The organism is Streptomyces sp. VRA16 Mangrove soil (genome assembly GCF_017377775.1).
Taxonomy (GTDB): Bacteria; Actinomycetota; Actinomycetes; order Streptomycetales; family Streptomycetaceae; genus Streptomyces.
Genome location: NZ_JAFVLN010000013.1, coordinates 81,339 through 98,877, shown reverse-complemented (window position 1 = coordinate 98,877; position 17,539 = coordinate 81,339). Strand labels below are relative to the sequence as shown.

16 protein-coding genes are annotated in these 17,539 nt (G+C 73.8%); 9 read left to right on the top strand and 7 right to left on the bottom strand.

Going from position 1 to position 17,539, the window contains the following annotated elements; all coding sequences use genetic code 11:
* Positions 1-119: 119 nt before the first annotated feature.
* Complete coding sequence (gene phsA, locus J3486_RS30260; protein WP_207826254.1) at positions 120-1,994, top strand: O-aminophenol oxidase PhsA; 1,875 nt, start codon at positions 120-122, stop codon at positions 1,992-1,994.
* 20 nt (positions 1,995-2,014) lie between these two features.
* Here phsA and J3486_RS30255 read toward each other — a convergent pair whose 3' ends face one another.
* Positions 2,015-2,809 (bottom strand): hypothetical protein, encoded by a 795-nt coding sequence (locus tag J3486_RS30255; RefSeq protein ID WP_207825994.1) that lies wholly within the window; start codon positions 2,807-2,809, stop codon positions 2,015-2,017.
* 96 nt (positions 2,810-2,905) lie between these two features.
* Between J3486_RS30255 and J3486_RS30250 the strand changes: the two genes are divergently transcribed.
* The 5 genes from J3486_RS30250 (at position 2,906) to J3486_RS30230 (ending at position 7,446) form a co-directional block, all read left to right on the top strand.
* A complete protein-coding gene (locus J3486_RS30250) occupies positions 2,906-3,766 on the top strand; it encodes a LysR family transcriptional regulator (RefSeq protein WP_207825992.1) in 861 nt (286 codons plus the stop codon).
* An 84-nt stretch (positions 3,767-3,850) separates the two neighbouring features.
* Positions 3,851-4,444 carry a PDZ domain-containing protein gene (locus J3486_RS30245; protein ID WP_207825990.1) on the top strand — a complete coding sequence of 198 codons (594 nt, stop codon included), beginning with the start codon at positions 3,851-3,853 and terminating at the stop codon, positions 4,442-4,444.
* Between the two features lie 239 nt (positions 4,445-4,683).
* Positions 4,684-5,310, top strand: a complete 627-nt coding sequence (locus J3486_RS30240; RefSeq protein ID WP_207825988.1) for a LysE family translocator — start codon at positions 4,684-4,686, stop codon at positions 5,308-5,310.
* A 115-nt stretch (positions 5,311-5,425) separates the two neighbouring features.
* The gene (locus tag J3486_RS30235) at positions 5,426-6,553 is read left to right on the top strand and encodes a Xaa-Pro peptidase family protein (protein ID WP_207825986.1); all 1,128 of its coding nucleotides are present in this window, start codon (positions 5,426-5,428) and stop codon (positions 6,551-6,553) included.
* Between the two features lie 5 nt (positions 6,554-6,558).
* Entirely contained in the window at positions 6,559-7,446 is an 888-nt protein-coding gene (locus tag J3486_RS30230; protein ID WP_207825985.1) for a phosphotransferase family protein, read from the top strand.
* Between the two features lie 97 nt (positions 7,447-7,543).
* Here J3486_RS30230 and treZ read toward each other — a convergent pair whose 3' ends face one another.
* Together treZ and J3486_RS30220 are read right to left on the bottom strand one after the other, a co-directional pair.
* Complete coding sequence (gene treZ, locus J3486_RS30225; RefSeq protein ID WP_207825984.1) at positions 7,544-9,289, bottom strand: malto-oligosyltrehalose trehalohydrolase; 1,746 nt, start codon at positions 9,287-9,289, stop codon at positions 7,544-7,546.
* Positions 9,290-9,432: 143 nt separating this feature from the next.
* A complete protein-coding gene (locus J3486_RS30220) occupies positions 9,433-10,374 on the bottom strand; it encodes a GNAT family N-acetyltransferase (protein ID WP_207825983.1) in 942 nt (313 codons plus the stop codon).
* Between the two features lie 119 nt (positions 10,375-10,493).
* On the opposite strand from J3486_RS30220, the gene J3486_RS30215 reads away from it, so the two are divergent.
* A complete protein-coding gene (locus J3486_RS30215) occupies positions 10,494-11,045 on the top strand; it encodes a DUF1707 and FHA domain-containing protein (protein WP_207825982.1) in 552 nt (183 codons plus the stop codon).
* A gap of 141 nt (positions 11,046-11,186) precedes the next feature.
* Positions 11,187-11,615 carry an SSI family serine proteinase inhibitor gene (locus J3486_RS30210; protein WP_207825981.1) on the top strand — a complete coding sequence of 143 codons (429 nt, stop codon included), beginning with the start codon at positions 11,187-11,189 and terminating at the stop codon, positions 11,613-11,615.
* 27 nt (positions 11,616-11,642) lie between these two features.
* Here J3486_RS30210 and J3486_RS30205 read toward each other — a convergent pair whose 3' ends face one another.
* The gene (locus tag J3486_RS30205; RefSeq protein ID WP_207825980.1) at positions 11,643-12,884 is read right to left on the bottom strand and encodes a M14 family zinc carboxypeptidase; all 1,242 of its coding nucleotides are present in this window, start codon (positions 12,882-12,884) and stop codon (positions 11,643-11,645) included.
* Between the two features lie 101 nt (positions 12,885-12,985).
* Positions 12,986-13,201 (bottom strand): hypothetical protein, encoded by a 216-nt coding sequence (locus tag J3486_RS30200; protein WP_307804995.1) that lies wholly within the window; start codon positions 13,199-13,201, stop codon positions 12,986-12,988.
* Positions 13,202-13,522: 321 nt separating this feature from the next.
* Between J3486_RS30200 and J3486_RS30195 the strand changes: the two genes are divergently transcribed.
* Positions 13,523-14,758 carry a cytochrome P450 gene (locus J3486_RS30195; RefSeq protein WP_207825979.1) on the top strand — a complete coding sequence of 412 codons (1,236 nt, stop codon included), beginning with the start codon at positions 13,523-13,525 and terminating at the stop codon, positions 14,756-14,758.
* On the opposite strand, the gene J3486_RS30190 is transcribed toward J3486_RS30195, so the two are convergent.
* Positions 14,704-15,048, bottom strand: a complete 345-nt coding sequence (locus tag J3486_RS30190; RefSeq protein WP_207825978.1) for a DUF5713 family protein — start codon at positions 15,046-15,048, stop codon at positions 14,704-14,706. The two genes, J3486_RS30195 and J3486_RS30190, sit on opposite strands and share 55 nt — an antisense overlap.
* An 81-nt stretch (positions 15,049-15,129) precedes the next feature.
* A complete protein-coding gene (treY, locus tag J3486_RS30185; RefSeq protein WP_207825977.1) occupies positions 15,130-17,514 on the bottom strand; it encodes a malto-oligosyltrehalose synthase in 2,385 nt (794 codons plus the stop codon).
* Positions 17,515-17,539: the final 25 nt, after the last annotated feature.

Below are 17,539 nucleotides of genomic sequence, written 5' to 3'. Positions count from 1 at the left end.
ACGAACCGGGGGACTTCACGGGAACACACGGGGGTGTTCTTACCTTGAGCGAAATCTTCGAGCGCGTCGCGCACGGCATCCATGACCTCACGGACGCAGGCGCGGAAGGAGCGAGCGGCGTGGAGGAGGCGGCGAGCGAGATCGCCGCGGCGGCCGTGGGTGAACTGGCGCCCTATGTCGCACCGTTGACGGTGCCGCCGGTGCTGCGGCCCGCCTCCGACGACGTCCTGAAGGAGACCGAGATCGCGGTCCGGCCGGTGTGGCAGCGGCTGCACCCGCAGCTCCCGCCGACCCTCATGTGGGGGTACGCGGGATCGGTCCCGGGCCCGACCGTGGAGGTGCGGCGCGGACAGCGCGTCCGCATCGCCTGGACCAACCACGTGCCCCGGGGCAGCGAGTACCCGGTGACGGCGGTGGAGGTGCCGATCGCGACACCGAGCCCCGGCACCGAACCGGGCCGCGGCAAGGACCCGGTCCCGCCGAACGCGGACGTGGCGGCGCTGCCCGCCTGGCTCGTCACACACCTGCACGGCGCCCAGACGGGCGGGGGCAACGACGGCTGGGCGGACAACGCGGTCGGCTTCGGCGACGCCCAGCTCGCCGAGTATCCGAACGACCACCAGGCGGTGCAGTGGTGGTACCACGACCACGCCATGAATGTGACGCGGTGGAACGTGCAGACGGGCCTGTACGGCACGTACCTCGTCCGTGACGACGAGGAGGACGCGCTCCGGCTGCCGTCCGGGCAGCGGGAGATCCCGCTGCTCCTCGCGGACCGGAACCTGGACACGGACGAGGACGGCAGGCTGACCGGGCGGCTGCTGCACAAGACCGTCAAGATCCAGGAGTCCAACCCGGAGACGGGCAAGCCCGTCTCGCTGCCGTTCACCGGCCCGTACACGACGGTGAACGGCCAGATCTGGCCGTACGCGGACGTGGACGCGGCGTGGTACCGCTTCCGCCTCGTGAACGCGTCGAACGCCCGGATCTACGACCTCGTGCTCATCGACGAGGACGGCGACCCGGTGCCGGGCGTGCTGCGACAGATCGGCAGCGACGGCGGGCTGCTGCCGCGGCCGGTGCCGGTCGACTTCGAGGGCGCGCTGCCCACGCTGACGATCGCCCCGGCCGAGCGGATGGACCTGCTGATCGACTTCGCGGCGCTCGCCGGGAAGCGGGTGCGCCTGGTCAACAAGGGGCGCAATCAGCCGGCGGGGGTGCCCGACGTGCCGGGCGACGTGCGCTATCCGCACGTCATGGAGTTCCGGGTGCGCGAGTGTGCCGAGCCCGACGGGTTCACGCTGCCCGAGGTGCTCTCCGGCTCCTTCCGCAAGCTGACGCACGACATCGAGCACGGGCACCGGCTGATCGTGCTGACCCCGCCCGCGACCAAGGGCGGCGGCGGACACCCGGAGATCTGGGAGATGACCGAGGTCCCGGCCGACGAGGCGGCGGGGCTCCGGCTGCCGGCCGACGGCATCATCCAACTCGTCAACGACAAGGGGGAGTCGAAGACCTACCGGCGGATCTCCCGGACCTTCAACGACGGACTCGGCTTCACCGTCGCCGAGGGCAGCTTCGAGCAGTGGAGCTTCCTGAACCTCGCGGTGAACCCGCCGGTGACCCATCCCATGCACATCCACCTCGCCGACTTCCAGATCCTCGGCCGTGACGCCTACGACGCGTCGGGGTTCGACACGACGGTCGGCGGCACGGCCAAGCCGGTCACGTACGACGCGAGCACCGTCGTCCCGCTGCCGCCCAACGAGCACGGGTACAAGGACGTGTTCCGGGCCCTGCCGGGCCAGATGCTGCGGGTCATGGGCAGGTTCGACGGGGCGTACGGGCGGTTCATGTACCACTGCCATCTGCTGGAGCACGAGGACATGGGCATGATGCGGCCGTTCGTCGTGATGCCGAAGGAGGCCATGAAGTTCGAGCACGGGCACGGCGGGGACGGACATGGAGGTGAGCACGGCGGGCACGCCGGCTGAGTCCTGGGGCGTGTGTCGCCCTAGGCGGATGCGGTGACGGCGGCCGTCCGCGCGTGCTCGACCGCCGCGCGGGCCAGCGCCTGCACGATCGGGTGCGGGCGGCTGCCGTCCCCGTGCAGCTCCGGCTGGAACAGGGTGGCGAGGAAGAACGGGTGCTGCTCGGCGGGCAGTTCGGCGATCCGTACCTGGCCCTCCTCGTCCGCGCCGGTGAACCGCAGACCGTGGGCGCGCAGCGTGTCCAGGTGCGCGGCCGGGCCGTACTGGCAGTGGTAGCGCTCGACCGTGCGGTCCGCGCCGAGCACCGACTCGGCGAGCGAGCCCGCGGTCAGCGTCACCGTGCCCTCGTGGCCGACGAGCGAACAGGCGAGCGGGGCGATGAGGTGGTCGTCCGCCGCGGCCTCGGGGTCGTTCTCGGCGTGCGCGACGTGCGCGAGCCCGCAGACGGTACGGGCGAACTCCAGGAGCGTGTGCTGGAAGCCGCCGCACGTGCCGAGGAACGGGATGCCCTGCTCGCGGGCCGTCCGGATCGCGGCGAGCACGCCCGCCTCGCTGCGGTACGGGCTGCCGGGCAGCACCCAGACCGCGTCGAAGTCCCGCACGGCGTCCGGCAGTTCGGCGTCCTCGCTGGAGATCCAGTACGCGTCGAGGACGAGGTGCTCGCGCGTGGCGAGGGCCTCCAGGAGCAGCGGTACACGGGTGTGGGCGACGACGTTCGGGGAGCGGTCGCCGACGAGGGCGACACGGGCGGGGGCGTGCGGACGGGGCGCGGAGAAGTCCGCCGACGAGTCCGCCGAAGAGGGGGCTGAGGAGGTCATGCGCACCATCGTGGGCAGTGGCGGTGGTTCACGTCCAACGATGAAAACTGCACCCTCCATAAGCGATCCTGATGCAGGCCGGGGACACTGGTCGGCATGGATCCGCATCTGCTGCGCACGTACGTGACGGTCGCCCGGCTCGCCTCCTTCTCGGCCGCCGCGCAGGAGCTGGGCTACACCCAGTCCGCCGTCTCGCAGCACATCGCGGCCCTGGAGCAGGACCTCGGTGCCCCGTTGCTGACCCGACGGCCGGTCGCGCCGACCCCCGCCGGCGAGCGACTCCTGGAGCACGCCGGGCCGCTGCTGCTGCGCCTGGACGCGGCCCGCGCCGACGTCCGCCGCACGGCGGCCGCGCCCGAGGCGGGCCTCCACCTCGCCGTCACTCCGACCGCGCTGCGCGGCCGCGCGGCCGCGCTGCTGCCGCACACCGGCGTGCGGGTGCGGGTCCTGGCCCGCGCGGAGATTCCCGCCGAGGTCGCCACCGGCGCCGCCGACCTGGGGCTCGTGGACGGGGTCGCGGCGCCCAACGATCCGCTGCGGCTGCCCGACGTCGCCCCGCTCACCACGCGCGGCATCGCCGAGGAGCCGGTGGACGTGGTCCTCCCGGCCGGGCACCCGCTGGCGAGCCGGTCCGGGCTGCGCCTCGGCGACCTCGTCGACGCCCGCTGGCTCGACGCACCCGGCGCCGGTGTCCCGCTGGAGCAGCTGCGCGCGGCGCACGGCGGCGGGGGCTTCGGCGCCGCGCTGCGCTGCGACGGCACCGACGTCCGCACCCTGCTCACCCTCGCCGCGGCCGGGCACGGCCTGACCGTGCTGCCCGCGTCGCTGGCCGCCGACGCGCCCGGCACGGTCGCCGTGCCGCTCGTCGCGCCGCGCCTCGTGCACCGCACGGAGCTGGTGCACACGGGCACGCTGCGGGGCCCCGCCGAGCGGTTCGTGGCGGCGCTCGCCGGGTGAGAGGGCGGCGAAATCGAGCGGGCCCGGGCACTCTCACTCGTTCGGGGATCGTGGCGCGCCGTCGCCGAGGGTAGAGCTGCGGCCATGGAACAGACTGCGTTGCGGCCCAAGTCCCTGCCGGGCGCCGCGGGGGCCGACCCGGGCGCGGGCCAGGACCCGGCCGCGCAGCGAAAGCCCCGCCCGCACGGCGCGCACCGCCGCGGCAGGCGCCTGCTGGGCCGGCTCCTCGGCGTCCTGTGCGCGGTCGTCCTGGTCCTCGCCGGGGTGGGCATCGGCACGGTCGGCGCCGCCGTGATCGGCCTGAGCAGGATGGCGGAGATGCAGCAGCGCGCCGTTCCGCGCCCGCCCGCGGCGCCTGGGACCCCGTCGGCGAAGCCTTCGTGGAAGCCGTCCCCGAGGCCCGCCGCGGCGCGGGGCAGCCTCGGCGTCGAGGCCGTCGACGCGCCGCGCGGGCCCGGCGCGCTCGTCGTCGCCGTGCACGTACCGGGGCCCGGGTACACGGCGGGCCTGGTCCGCGGCGACGTCCTGGTCAGCCTCGGCGACGACCGGATCGGCTCGGCGAGCGACCTCGCGGCGGTCGTCGCCGACGCGCGGCCGGGGCACGAGCTGACGATGGAGGTACGGCACGAGAGCGGCGCGCGCCAGAAGCTGACGGTCGTGCCGGGGGTCGTCACCTGAGCCGTCAGCCGTGATCCGTGATCCGTGATCCGTGATCCGTGATCCGTCAGTCGTCAGCCGTCAGCCGTCAGTCGTGATCCGTGATCCGTGATCCGCGATCCGCGATCCGTCATCCACCCCGATCCCGCCCGGCTCCGGGCGCCCGTGACTACTTGTCGACAATCGGTACGTGGCAAAGGGGCGGCGTCAAGGAGAAAAGTGGTGGCGTCACGGACCAGGGGGCCCGCACCATGAGCCCCATGCTCAGCACCCTCCTGGCCTTCCTCGGCGCCTGCACGCTCATCGCCGCGTCACCGGGGCCCAGCACCGTCCTCATCATCAAGGAGTCGCTGCGCAGCCGCCGCTCCGGCTTCCTGACCGTGCTCGGCAACGAGACGGGCGTGTTCGTCTGGGGCGTGTGCGCCGCGTTCGGGCTGAGCGCGCTGCTCGCCGCGTCCGAGGCCGCGTACACCGTGACGCGCGTGGTCGGCGCCCTCGTCCTCGTCGTCTTCGGGGTGCAGACCCTGCGGGCGGCCCGCAGGACCAAGGGCGAGGCCGGGCTCGACGACCCGGCGCAGACGCCCGCGAAGACCGGCTTCGCCTCCTACCGCGGCGGCCTGCTGCTCAATCTCGCCAACCCCAAGGCGGCCGTCTTCGCGATGTCCTTCCTGCCGCAGTTCGTGCCGGAGGGCGCACCGCACCTGCCGGCCATGGTGGGCCTCGCCGCCCTCTGGGCCGTCTACGAGGTCGGCTACTACGGCGTCTACGTGTGGTGCGTGGGCCGGCTGCGGCGCGTGCTGTCGAAGGCCGGGGTGCGGCGCCGCCTGGAGCAGGTCTCCGGCGGGGTCCTGCTGCTGCTCGGCGTGCGGCTCGCCCTGGAGGGCTGACGGGGCGCGCGGCTCCGGCCAGGGGGCCCACTCGCGCCGACCCGCGCGGGCGGGCAGGATGCTGCCGTAGCACCGACAGCGTAAGAAACCCGCACGTACCCACGGAGGCCCGGACATGACGACCGGCACTACTGCGCCCTTCACCGCAGCCGACTACAAGGCCCGCATGGACCGTGCCGCGCAGTCAGCCGCCGACGCCGGGCTCGCCGGAGTGCTGGTGGCGCCGGGCCCCGACCTGGTCTGGCTCACCGGCTACCACGTACCGGCCGACACCGAGCGGCTCACCCTCCTGGTGCTGGCCGCCGGGCAGGAGCCGACCCTCGTCGTGCCGAAGCTGGAGGCGCCCGACGCGGCGAAGGCCGTGGGCGCCGACGCCATGACGCTGCGCGACTGGACCGACGGCGTCGACCCGTACGGCGTCACGGCCCCGCTGATGGACGTCTCCGGCCGCTTCGGCGTCAGTGACAACGCCTGGGCGATGCATCTGCTCGGCCTGCAGAAGACCCTGCCCGAGACGTCGTACGTCTCGCTCACCGAGGCGCTGCCCATGCTGCGCGCCGTGAAGGACGCCGCCGAGCTGCAGCGGCTCGCGGCGGCCGGTGCCGCGGCCGACGCCACGTACGAGGAGATCAAGAAGGTCGCCTTCGCGGGGCGCACGGAGATCGACATCTCCCGTGAGATCACTGACCTGCTCGGCCGGTTCGGGCACGAGCAGGTCGACTTCGCGCTCGTCTGCTCGGGGCCCAACGGGGCCAATCCGCACCACTCGCCCGGCGACCGCGTCGTCCAGGACGGCGACATGATCGTCCTCGACTTCGGCGGCCTCAGGTACGGCTATGGATCCGACACCTCCCGCACCGTGCACGTCGGCGAGCCGACCGACGAGGAGCGCAAGGTCCACGACATCGTGCGCGAGGCGCAGACCGCCGCCTGCGAGGCCGTGCGCCCCGGCATCGCCTGCCAGGAGGTGGACCGCGTCGCCCGCAAGGTCATCACCGACGCCGGGTACGGCGAGTACTTCATCCACCGCACCGGGCACGGCATCGGCGTCACCACGCACGAACCCCCGTACATGATCGAGGGCGAGGAGCAGGAGCTGCTGCCCGGCATGTGCTTCTCCGTGGAGCCCGGCATCTACCTGCCCGGCCGCTTCGGTGTCCGCATCGAGGACATCGTGACCGTCACCGAGGACGGCGGCCGGCGTCTCAACGCCACCGCGCGGGACATGGCGATCGTCGGCTGACCGCCATGCAGGAGCCGCCGGACGAAGACCGTGTGCGCCGCCTTCTGAAGACCATCCTTCCGAACGGCGTCACCGAGCTGCGCCCCGTCGAGGGGACGGCCGCCACCTGGTGGGTGGGGAGCAAGCACGTGCTGCGCCTCGCGCCCGACGCACCTGCCGCGCGCGGGCTGCGGCGCGAGGTACGGCTGCGGGACCTCGTCCGTCCGTACGTTCCCGTGGCCGTCGCCGCCTGTGTCACGGCCGGGGAGTGGGCGCCTGGACTCGCCTACACCCTGGACACCCGGCTGCCCGGCGCGTCCGCCGAGACCCGGGACGTCACCGCGGGCGGCGAGGAGGACCTCGCGGGGCTGCTCACCGGGCTGCACGCGGTGCCGGTCGCACGCGTCGCGCCGCTCGGGGTGCCGAAGGCACCGCCCCGCTCCCTCGACCAGCTGCGCCGGGACGCGGGCGGGGTCGTGCAACGCCTCGACGAGGACGGGGAGTTCGAGGCCGTACGGCTCAAGCAGCTCACGGCCCAGGCCGTGGCGCAGCTCGGGCCGCAGCCCGACGCGGTCCTCGTCCACCACGACCTGAAGGGGGAGCACCTGATCGTCTCCGCGGACGGGCGGGTGCGCGGCGTCCTGGACTGGGCCGCCGCCGTGGTGGGCGACCCCGCGGAGGACATCGCGGGGCTCGCGGTCGCGGTGGGGGCACGCGCGGCGGTGCGCTCCGCGACCCTGGCGGGGTACGGGGCGCGGGTCTGTCTGCGGGGGCTGTGGCTGGCGCGCTGCGACGCGCTGCTGCGGCTCGCCGCGCGGCTCCACGGTGACGAGGGGCGGCCCGCGGCGGTGCTGCGGGTGCAGCTGGAGCGGGCGTGGGAGCCGATTCTGCTGGAACTGGTGTCGGACGGCTAGGACGGTCTGCGCGCACCGCTCACCGGCCCCCGTCGGGAACGGTGCGACGGGCGATACCGCAACTGCCCAGCGGCATCCCCCCGACGCACAGGGGGAGCTACGGGGCCTCCACCACCACGCACGACTCCGCCGGAACCGTCAACAGGCCGTCCGAGCCCGGGAGTTCGATGGGCTCCCACGCGGCCAGCAGTCGCGTCACCGGGCGGCCCAGCGGGATGGACACCGGCGCCTGCGACAGATTCACCGCCACGCGGACGTCCCCGCGCCGGTACGCGACCCATCGCGCCCCCTCGTCGAAGGCGACCCGCACCGCGGCCAGATCCGGGTCCCGAAGGTCCGTACGGGTGTGCCGCAGGGCGATCAGGGTGCGGTACCAGGCGAGTACGCGCGCGTGGTGGCCCGTTTCGCGTTCGGGCCACTCCAGGCAGGAGCGTTCGCGGGTGGCCGGGTCCTGCGGGTCGGGGATGTCCGCCTCGGACCAGCCGTGGGCGGCGAACTCCCGTCGCCTGCCCTTGCGCACGGCCTCGGCGAGCGCGGGATCGGTGTGATCGGTGAAGAACTGCCAGGGCGTGCTCGCCGCCCACTCCTCACCCATGAAGAGCATCGGCGTGAAAGGACCGGTGAGGACGAGCGTCGCCGCGCAGGCCAGGAGGCCGGGGGAGACGGTGGCGGACAGCCGGTCGCCCTGCGCGCGGTTGCCGACCTGGTCGTGGGTCTGGGTGTAGGCGAGGAGACGGTGCGCGGGGGTGCGCGAGCGGTCCAGAGGGCGACCGTGCCGGCGGCCGCGGAACGTCGAGTACGTGCCGTCGTGGAAGAAGCCGTGCGTGAGCGTCTTGGCGAGCGCGGCCATCGGCTCACGCGCGAAGTCCGCGTAGTAGCCCTGCTGTTCACGCGTGACGGCGGCGTGCACGGCGTGGTGCACGTCGTCGTTCCACTGCGCGTGCAGCCCGAGGCCGCCCTGGGCGCGGGGCGTGATGACGCGCGGGTCGCCGAGATCGGACTCGCCGATCAGGAACAGCGGGCGGTCCAGCCGCCCTGCCAACTCGTCCACCGCTGCCGACAGTTCCTCCAGGAACGGCAGGGCGCGGCGGTCGTGCAGCTCGTGGATCGCGTCCAGGCGCAGGCCGTCGATCCGGTAGTCCCGCAGCCAGGCGAGCGCGCTGCCGATCAGATACGCGCGGACCTCGTCGGAGCCGGGTGCGTCCAGATTGACCGCGCTGCCCCAGGGCGTGTGGTGGGTGTCCGTGAAGTACGGGCCGAAGGAGGGCAGATAGTTGCCCGAGGGGCCGAGGTGGTTGTGGACCACGTCGAGGACGACGCCGAGCCCCTTCTCGTGCGCCGCGTCGACGAACCGTTTCAGCCCCTCGGGGCCGCCGTACGGCTCGTGCACCGCCCACAGGCTGACCCCGTCGTACCCCCAGCCGTGCCGCCCCGGCACCGGACACAGCGGCATCAACTCGACGTGCGTGACGCCCAGTTCGACCAGGTGGTCGAGGCGGGTGGCGGCCGCGTCGAGCGTGCCCTCCCTCGTGTACGTACCGATGTGCAGCTCGTACAGGACCGCACCCGACAGATCCCGCCCGGCCCAGTCGCCCCGCCACGCGTACCGCCGGTGGTCGACGACCGCGCTGCGGCCGTCGGGCCCGTCGGGCTGCCGGCGCGAGCGCGGGTCGGGCAGCAGCGGACCGCCGTCGACCGTGAACCCGTAACGGTCCCCGTCCGCGGCGTCCGCCGTCACGACCCACCATCCCGTGCGCTCCGGATCGCGTTCCAACGCGCGCGTGGTGTCCTCCAGCCGGAGTTCCACGCGCTCTGCCTCTGGTGCCCACACCTCGAACTGCACGGACGTTCCCCCTCGTACGCAACAGGCGTGACAGGTTGTCTGCTCACGGTGACGACGTGTCCCATGGTGCGCCAGAGATGATCGCCCGCGAGGCCGGATCGCCGAGGTGGGTTCCGCGTCACACGAAGATCACACGCGAACGGTCACACGTAATTGATGCGTTTCTGCTCCACCGGGTAGCCCGCGCGCGCGAAGTTCCCCGCCATCGGGAAGTTCCCGTCGTCGGTCGCGGCCGCGATGAACTCGGCGCCCCGCTCCACCAGGAAATGCGTGCACTCCACCAGCAGGTCGTACGCGTACCCGTGACCGCGCTGCTCGGGCACCACCCCGATGAAGCCGATGCAGGGGCCCGACGGATTGTGCGCCGGGACGTGGATGCCGACCAGGTCGCCGTCCTTCGTGTACGCCAGCTGCCACCATTCGCGCGGCGAGGGGCACCAGTGGAAGAAGTCCAGCTCCTCCTGCGCGGCCTGGTCGAGGCCACCCTCCTCGACGGCCTTGATCGCGTGCGCGTCCAGCGTCACCGAGTGCACGCGGCGCAGCACGTCCAGGATCGCCTCGTCGTCGGGCTCGGGGCGGAACTCCAGCCGGCCGGGGCGCTCGGGGAGCCCGTCGGCCGGGGTCCAGCGGTAGCGGAACCGCTCCACGAGCAGCCGCATGCCCGCCGCCTCGACCGCGCGCATCCGCACGTCGGCCGCGGCCTTCGTCTCCGGCCGCTCCCGCCAGTCCGGCGGCAGCGGCAGATCGTACTCGGCCCGGAAGGGGGCCCGCCGCAACAGTTCGGCGGCCGCCTCCTCCTCGCCGTCGGCCAGGTCGAACCAGTCCAGGGCGATGGGCTTCTCGTCGCCGGGCCCCGCCCACCACGCGGCCCGCGCCACGACGCGGTCGCCGCGCAGCGCCACCCACGTCCAGTCGGGCCGGTACTGGCCGCCCTGGGCGACAGTGCGGTACGGGGCCCCGATGAGGGCCCGGCCGACCAGGCCGGGGTCGTCCAGCGTGTGGAACAGATCCGCGTCCTCCTCGGTGAGCGCGCGGAAGGTGAGCTCGTGGGCGGAGCCGGTCGTGAGGTCTGCTGCAGAGGGCAAGAAATCTCCTTGAAGGGCGGCCCGTTGGCGGCCGCGGCCGGACGAAGGTAACAACGGTCCGTGTCCGGCGCTTCTGGTTTTCTGGACACCTCGGCCGTCACTGCCGGACAATCGCGTCTGTGACGTCCTCTTTTGAACACCACACGTACCCGGCGCGGCTCTCCGACGCCGAGCGGGAGCGTGCGCTGAAGGTGCTCAGGGACGGCGTCGCGCTCGGCCGGCTCTCGCACGACACGTTCATCCGCCGTATGGAGCTCGCCCTCACCGCCCGCAGACCCGACGAGCTCGCGGTGCTCACCGCCGATCTCCAGCACGAGAACCGCTGGGTGCGCGCCCTGACCGGGGCCGTGGGCGCAGTCTCCGGGTTCACCGTCAAGATGCGCAGGGCCTGGACCCTGGAGCGGCTGCCGAAGCTGCTGCTGCCCTCGGCCGCCCACCCGTACCCGCTGCGCATCGGCCGAGACCCGGCCAACGGGCTCAGGCTCAGCCACGAGACCGTCTCCCGGGTGCACGCCGAGCTGAGCCGGCAGGGCGGCCTGTGGGTGTTGCGCGACCTCGGCTCCACCAATGGCACGTCCGTGAACGGGCGCAGGGTGATCGGCGCCGCCGTCGTCCAGGACGGCGACCAGGTCGCGTTCGGCCGCATGTCGTTCCGGCTGTCCGCCGACTGACCCCGCCAGGTGGCCCGTTCCGGTGGCCACTTCGAGTGGATGACGCCGCGCGCCGGGTGCGGTGCGGGCCCTTCCGTGTCGATGCATGCAGCGGCACGGGCGAGCGCCCGCGCCTTCCGGACGCGAGGAACGGTGACACCCATGGCAGTGAGGACGAAGCGTCGTACGAGTCTGGTCGCGGCGGGTGCCGCGGCGGTGCTGCTCGCCGCGGTGCCCGCGGGCGCCGCGCAGGCGGCCCCCACCGGGCCGCTGCCCGGCAACTGGGTCCAGGTGACGGTCATGCGGGGAGAGGGCGCGCCGGGCCCCGTGCGGGACGTGCTGCTGACCTGTCCCGCCGAGCCGGGCGCCGACCACCCGCACGCGGACCTGGCCTGCCGTGAACTCGCCCAGGCCGGCGGCGACATCGACCGCCTCCCCACCGCGGGCACCGCCTGCCCCATGATCTACCAGCCGGTCAGGGCGGCCGCCCACGGCGTGTGGGACGGCCGGAGCTTCGCCTACGCGCGCGACTTCTCCAACGCGTGCGTGCTCCGCACCACCACGGGATCGGTCTTCGCCCTCGACGGCTGACCCCGGAGCCGCCGCGGCCGGCCCGGCTCAGCCCTGCGCGTGCCGGACCGCCGCGATCGTCGTCCGTGCCTGGTGCTCGACCTGATGCGGCACCGGCACCCACCGCGCCCCGAACCGGTCCGCGTACACCTCGCACCAGCGGGTGACGAGCAGGTCGAGCCGGGGCGCGGCCCGGTCCTCGGCCTCCTCCAGGACCCGCAGCAGCATCGCGGCGGCCCGCAGCGGCAGCCGCCGGGCGAACGCGTCGATGCTGCCGACGTACGCCATCGTCGCGTCCGGCGGCGGCGGTTGCACCCAGTCGTCCGCGAGGCCGGGCACCAGACTCAGCGCCCAGCGCGCCGCCCGCAGCAGCGGACCGCGCGTGTCGGGCAGCCGGGGCAGCGCCTCCGCGAGGATCTCCTCCACGAGCCGGGTGTCGCGGCTCAGCCGCGACGAGAGCCGCCGCAGGGCCCGCTCGGGGGCGGGGTGCGGCGCCGGGTCGTCCACCAGGTCGCTGGCCCACATCGGCACCTCCACGATCGCCGTGGAGCCGCCGTAGCGGTGCGCGTGGTGCCAGGTGGAGTGCCGGGCGTCGTCGGGCAGGCTCGGGAACGCGGCCTGCACGTCCGGATCCGGCATCACATGGACACCGGGGCCCGACGCGGGCCAGCCCGCCGCGTCCGACGCGCCCGTCTCCACCGGTATGTGCAGTTCCGCCGCCGATTTGGCGAACGGCTCGGCGAGCCCCGGGATGTCCCGGGTCAACTGCACCCAGCTGCCGCCCAGTTCGGTGCCGTGCAGCGACACCTGGAGGTAGGGGCGCAGTTCGTCGATGACGCCGGTGAGCGTCGTCGTCTCCGGGGGCAGCCGGTCCGCCGGAAGCACCGAGGGGGACCACTCCGGCTGCTCGGGGCCCGCCGGGCGGAAGAAATGTCTGTGGTAGTCGAGCAGCGTCCGGGGCGCCGGGGTGCGGTGCAGGGCCGCGCCGTCCGGATCCGCGCACAGCAGGAAGTGCCACGAGCGGTCGGATCTGAGCAGCGGTTCGAGCAGCGCTCTCTGAGCCAGGTGCAGCACCGTGGCGCCGCCCGTGGGCTCGTTGGCGTGGGCGCCCGCGACGATCAGGACCGTGCGCCGGTCGTGGCCCACGGACAGCAGATGCAGGGGACGTCCCCCACGTGACGTGCCGACCTGTCGTAGTCGGCACAGGTCAGGACGTACAGTCGTCAGCTCCCGCGCTGACCGGGCCAGTTGGGCCGCCGTGGGGTACCGCTGGTCCGTCAGGTGACTCACCCCCGTTGGTGCTCCCGCCGTCAGCAATCCGCAGTACCCCACGCTCTGCGGCCTCTGTCAAGAAGGCCTCTGCCGACGCTCGTTGCTTGGTCGCCGCTTGCTCATCGCTGATGCAGGCCACGCCCCGCGAGGGTGAGGTACGTCTCGCCGACGGCCTCGCGGAGCGTGGAATGCGCGTGACGGTGGCGGGCCACGTCGACCGGCTCCGCATTCCGGCCGACGACGAGCTGGCCCTCCGGCATCATCCCGGAAACGTTCGGTCCCATGAGGCGGGTCCCGAGAATCCGCCCCCCGTCCCGCCCGGCGAGCGTCTTCACGACACACCGTCCTACCCAAGCACCGTGCCCTTCGTCACGGCGGTCTACGGCAGGGTGTTCATGCCGATCTCAATACCCACGCGCGCGTGCCTCGGACGATGTCGAGCGGCGAGACCCTGGCGCTCCGTGTCTCATACCCACACGCGCGTGGGTCGGACTCGCTGAGACCGACGGACACGGTCTGCGGGTCCCGGCCCGGTCCCGTCACCCGGCCCTCGTCACCCGTACGGCCGCACGGGGCTGCGGGCCCGCCCGCGTGATGGTGGCCTGGGAGCATGCGTGCGCGGGCCCCGCGCACCGGCGCAGAGAGGGAGCCTCGCGGTGCTGTGCCCCCTGGGTCCTGTCGTGCGAGCGGAGAGCGTGGCGCCGCGCGGATCGTGGACACCCCCGAGCCTGGCCGAACCGGACGTCGCCCGGGACCCGTACCCGCTCTACCGCATGCTCCGCGACCGCCACCCGCTCCTGCACGACGAGCCGTTCGGCGCCTGGCTGCTGAGCCGCCATGCCGACGTGCGCGCGGCGCTCGCCGACCCCCGGCTGGTCGCCCCGCCCCCGGGCCGAACCTTCGCCCACCTCGAACAAGGCATGCACGCCGCCCAGCGGGCGCTCGTCTCCCCGGCCCTGCAAGGGCGGGCCCTGGCCGCCCTGAAGGCGGGGGTGGAACGCAGTGCCTACGTGCTCGCACGCCGCCTCACGCGCCGCGAAGAGGTCGACCTCGTCGAGGAGTTCTGCCGCTGGCTGCCCACGGCGGCCGTCGTCGCAGCGCTCGGCCTGCCGCACGACGAGACCGTCCGCGTCACCGCGTGGAGCCGCACGGAGCTGACCCACCTGGGCGCGGCGCCCGCCGACGTCGAGGCCGCCCTGCACCCCCATGTCACACGCCGCCGCGCCCACCCGGGCACCGACCTCCTGTCGGTCCTGTGCACCGCGCGGCCCGGCGGCCGGCCTCTGCCCGACGAGGCCGTCGTCGGGATCGTGGCGACCCTGCTCGGCGCGGGCGGCGAGGCCACGGGCCGGGCCCTGGCCGGCTTCCTCGCCAACCTGCTCGACCACCCCGCGCAGCTGGCCCTGGTCCGGGCGAGACCCGACCTGACCGACGCGGCCTGGGCGGAGTCGCTGCGCCGCGACCCGGCCGTGCATCTCGTCCGGCGCCGCGCCCTCGCCCCCGTCGCCACCAGCGGCGGCACGATACCCGCCGGCGCCACCGTGGCCTGTCTGGTCGGCTCGGCGGGCCGGGACGCCGCACGCTTCACCGACCCCGACCGCTACGACCTCTTCCGCACGGACCCCGGCCAACTGGCCTTCGGCACCGGCCGACACCGCTGCCTGGGCGTCCCGCTCGCCCGCATGATCGCGGGGACGGGACTGCGCGCCCTGCTGGAGGCACTGCCCGCACTGGCCTGGGCACCCGGCTTCCGCCCCGTGCCCGAGGGCCTGGACGCACGCGCCCCCGCCACCCTGCTCGTCCGCCTCGGCCGACCCGCCGCGCCGACGCCCGCGGGTCACCAGTCCCGGGCGGCGATCAGCTCCTCGGCGTCGGCGTCCGCGAACCCGTAGGCGGCGGCCACGAACCAGAACTCGTCGCCTATCGCCTCCCGCGCGACCGTCTCGATCTCGCTCCCGGCCTCCTCGAACGCGTCCTGCAACACGTTGAACTCCTCCGTCGCCGACCGCGTCAGGGCGTAGAGCGACGCGAGGTCCTGCGGGCGCTCCGCCTCGATGCGACCGCACAGCCGCAACAGGGCGGCCCCGCCCCGGTCGACCACGTGATCGGGGTAGTACCCGTCCTGGTACAGCGGTCGCAGGAAGGCGTGCTCCGCCACCTGCCTGTTCGTGATCGTCGCCATGCGTCCCCGGCCCTTTCCCCACCCGTCCGCGTTCCCGGACACCTCGCGTCGATCCTGCACCACGCCACTGACAATCCCGGCTCAGCCGGCCCCGCCCTCGTCGGACCGCACCAGCAGCGCCACCGGCAGCCGCCCGAAGAGCTCCGCCACGCGCGCGCGGCCGCTGAACCGGCGTCCGGGATCCAGGAGTTCGGTCCACTCGCCGTCGGGCAGCGCGAGCCGGGTGTCCTGCCAGCCGCCCGCCTCGGCGAGCCGCAGCGACAGCCGGGTCGCCGCCACGACCACGTGGCCCGAGCGGACGTAGGACACGCAGTGCGCCTCGCCGGGCCCCTCCGCGGTCAGCGGTTCGTAGGTCGCCGCCCCGCCGAACCGGTCCGGATGCGCGCGCCGCAGCCGCAGCGCCGCCGCGGTGAGCGCCTCCTTCTCCGCCGACAGCGGACTGCCCGCCTTCTCGTCGAAAAGGGCCGGCCCCCGGTTGTCCGGGTCCACCAGGGCGCGGTACTCGCGCTCGCTGCCCTGGTACAGGTCGGGCACCCCGGGCATCGTCAGCTGTACCAGGGCCGCGCCCAGGACGTTCGCCCGCACATGGGAGAGCAGGGCGTCCATGAAGCGCAGCACCTCATGGCCCGGAGGGCCGCACGGCCCGGACGCCACGAAGTCCCGTACCGCCTCCTCGTAGGCCGCGTTCGGTTCCGTCCAGGTCGTGTAGAGCCCCGCCTCGCGCGCGTGCTTGAGCATGGCCGACTGCAGCCGCTCCGGTTCGGCCGGGCCGAGACCGGCCACCATCTGCCAGGCCGCCCAGGCGATCTGCGGATCCGGCGCACTCGCGCCACCGCCGTGCGCGGTGCGCTCGGTGACGTCGGCGAGCAGCTCCTCCCACCGGTCCGGGCACTGGGTGAGGACCGAGACGGCCGCCCGCACGTCCGCGCTGCGCTTCGTGTCGTGGGTGGACAGCACCGTCGACGTGTAGGGCCAGTCGCGCTGCACGCGCGCGCAGTACCCGTGGAACGCCGCGACGGTCACCGCGGGATCGTGCGGGCAGCCGCCGACCTCCAGGGCCGACAGCAGCGGCGTGTACCGGTAGAACGCCGCGTCCTCGACCGACTTGGCCCGCAGCGCCGACGACACCTGGGCGAACCGGGCCCGGAACGCCGCGTGCCGCGGCCCCGCGCCGTGCCGGCCGAGCGCCAGTTCCCGTACGGCGTCGACCGCGCCCGCCTCCTCGGCCACCGCGAACGCCGTCTTCGCGGCGGCCGCGTCCGAGGCCGTCAGGACCGTCTCGGGAGCGACACCACCGGTCACGTACGGCCGGTAGACGGGGACGCGCACCAGAAGCTCGCACAGGGCCGTGCGCAGCGCCCACGGCGCGTGGTCGCGAAGCTGCGGGTCCAGGGCGCACAGGGCAGCCGCCTCGCGCGTCAGACGGTCCAGCTCGGTCGCGAGGCCGTACGTGACGACCCGGTGGGCGGAGCGGCGTACCGTGTCCGCCCACCGGCCGCCCGCGTCCGCCGCGACGCCGGTGAAGCGCCGGAAGAGACCGAGGAGCTGATCGGCGCCGGCCGGGTCGACGAACAGACCGTCCACCTGGCGCAGCGCGTCGTAGCCCGTGGTGCCGGACACCGGCCACGCCGCGGGCAGCTGCTCGCCCTCCTCCAGGATCTTCTCGACCACGGTCCACCGGCCGCCCGTCGCGTCACTGAGACGCTGCAGATAGGCGCCCGGATCGGCGAGGCCGTCCGGATGGTCGATGCGCAGCCCGTCGACGACTCCCTCGCGCAGCAGCCGCAGCACCGTCGCGTGGGTCGCGTCGAAGACCTCCGGGTCCTCCACCCGCACCGCGATCAGGTCCGAAATGGTGAAGAAACGCCGGTAGTTGAGCTCCGTGCGGGCCAGCCGCCACCAGGACAGCCGGTACCACTGGGCGTCCAGGAGCTCGGGCAGCGGCAGGGTGCGCGTCCCGGGCCGCAGAGGGAACGCGTGGTCGTAGTAGCGCAGTACGTCGCCGTCCACCTTCAGGTGGGGCAGTTCCTCACCCAGACGGTGGCCCAGGACCGGCAGCAGGACACGGCCGCCCTGCGCGTCCCAGTCGATGTCGAACCACCGCGCGTACGGGGACGAGGGGCCGTCCCGCAGCACCGCGCGGAACGGGCCGTTGTGGCGCACGGACGCGGCCATGTGGTTGGGCACGATGTCCACGACGAGCCCCAGCCCGTGCTCGTGGGCCGTGCGCGCCAGGGACCGCAGCCCGTCCTCGCCGCCCAGCTCCGCGCGGACGCGCGCGTGGTCGACGACGTCGTAGCCGTGCGTCGATCCCGGCACGGCCTCCAGAACGGGCGACAGATGCAGATGCGAGACCCCCAGGGAGGCCAGGTAAGGGACGGCCGCCGCGGCCGCGCCGAATCCGAAGTCCGGCTGCAGCTGGAGCCGGTAGGTGGCTGACGGCGTCGTCGGATGCTGAGGCGTCATGTGAACCTACGTACCCGTAAGGGCG

Coding starts and splice junctions, on each gene's coding strand:
- J3486_RS30255 (WP_207825994.1), bottom strand. CDS start 2,809: ATGACCTCCTCAGCCCCCTCTTCGGCGGACTCGTCGGCGGACTTCTCC.
- J3486_RS30250 (WP_207825992.1), top strand. CDS start 2,906: ATGGATCCGCATCTGCTGCGCACGTACGTGACGGTCGCCCGGCTCGCC.
- J3486_RS30245 (WP_207825990.1), top strand. CDS start 3,851: ATGGAACAGACTGCGTTGCGGCCCAAGTCCCTGCCGGGCGCCGCGGGG.
- J3486_RS30240 (WP_207825988.1), top strand. CDS start 4,684: ATGCTCAGCACCCTCCTGGCCTTCCTCGGCGCCTGCACGCTCATCGCC.
- J3486_RS30235 (WP_207825986.1), top strand. CDS start 5,426: ATGACGACCGGCACTACTGCGCCCTTCACCGCAGCCGACTACAAGGCC.
- J3486_RS30230 (WP_207825985.1), top strand. CDS start 6,559: ATGCAGGAGCCGCCGGACGAAGACCGTGTGCGCCGCCTTCTGAAGACC.
- J3486_RS30210 (WP_207825981.1), top strand. CDS start 11,187: ATGGCAGTGAGGACGAAGCGTCGTACGAGTCTGGTCGCGGCGGGTGCC.
- J3486_RS30190 (WP_207825978.1), bottom strand. CDS start 15,048: ATGGCGACGATCACGAACAGGCAGGTGGCGGAGCACGCCTTCCTGCGA.
- treY (WP_207825977.1), bottom strand. CDS start 17,514: ATGACGCCTCAGCATCCGACGACGCCGTCAGCCACCTACCGGCTCCAG.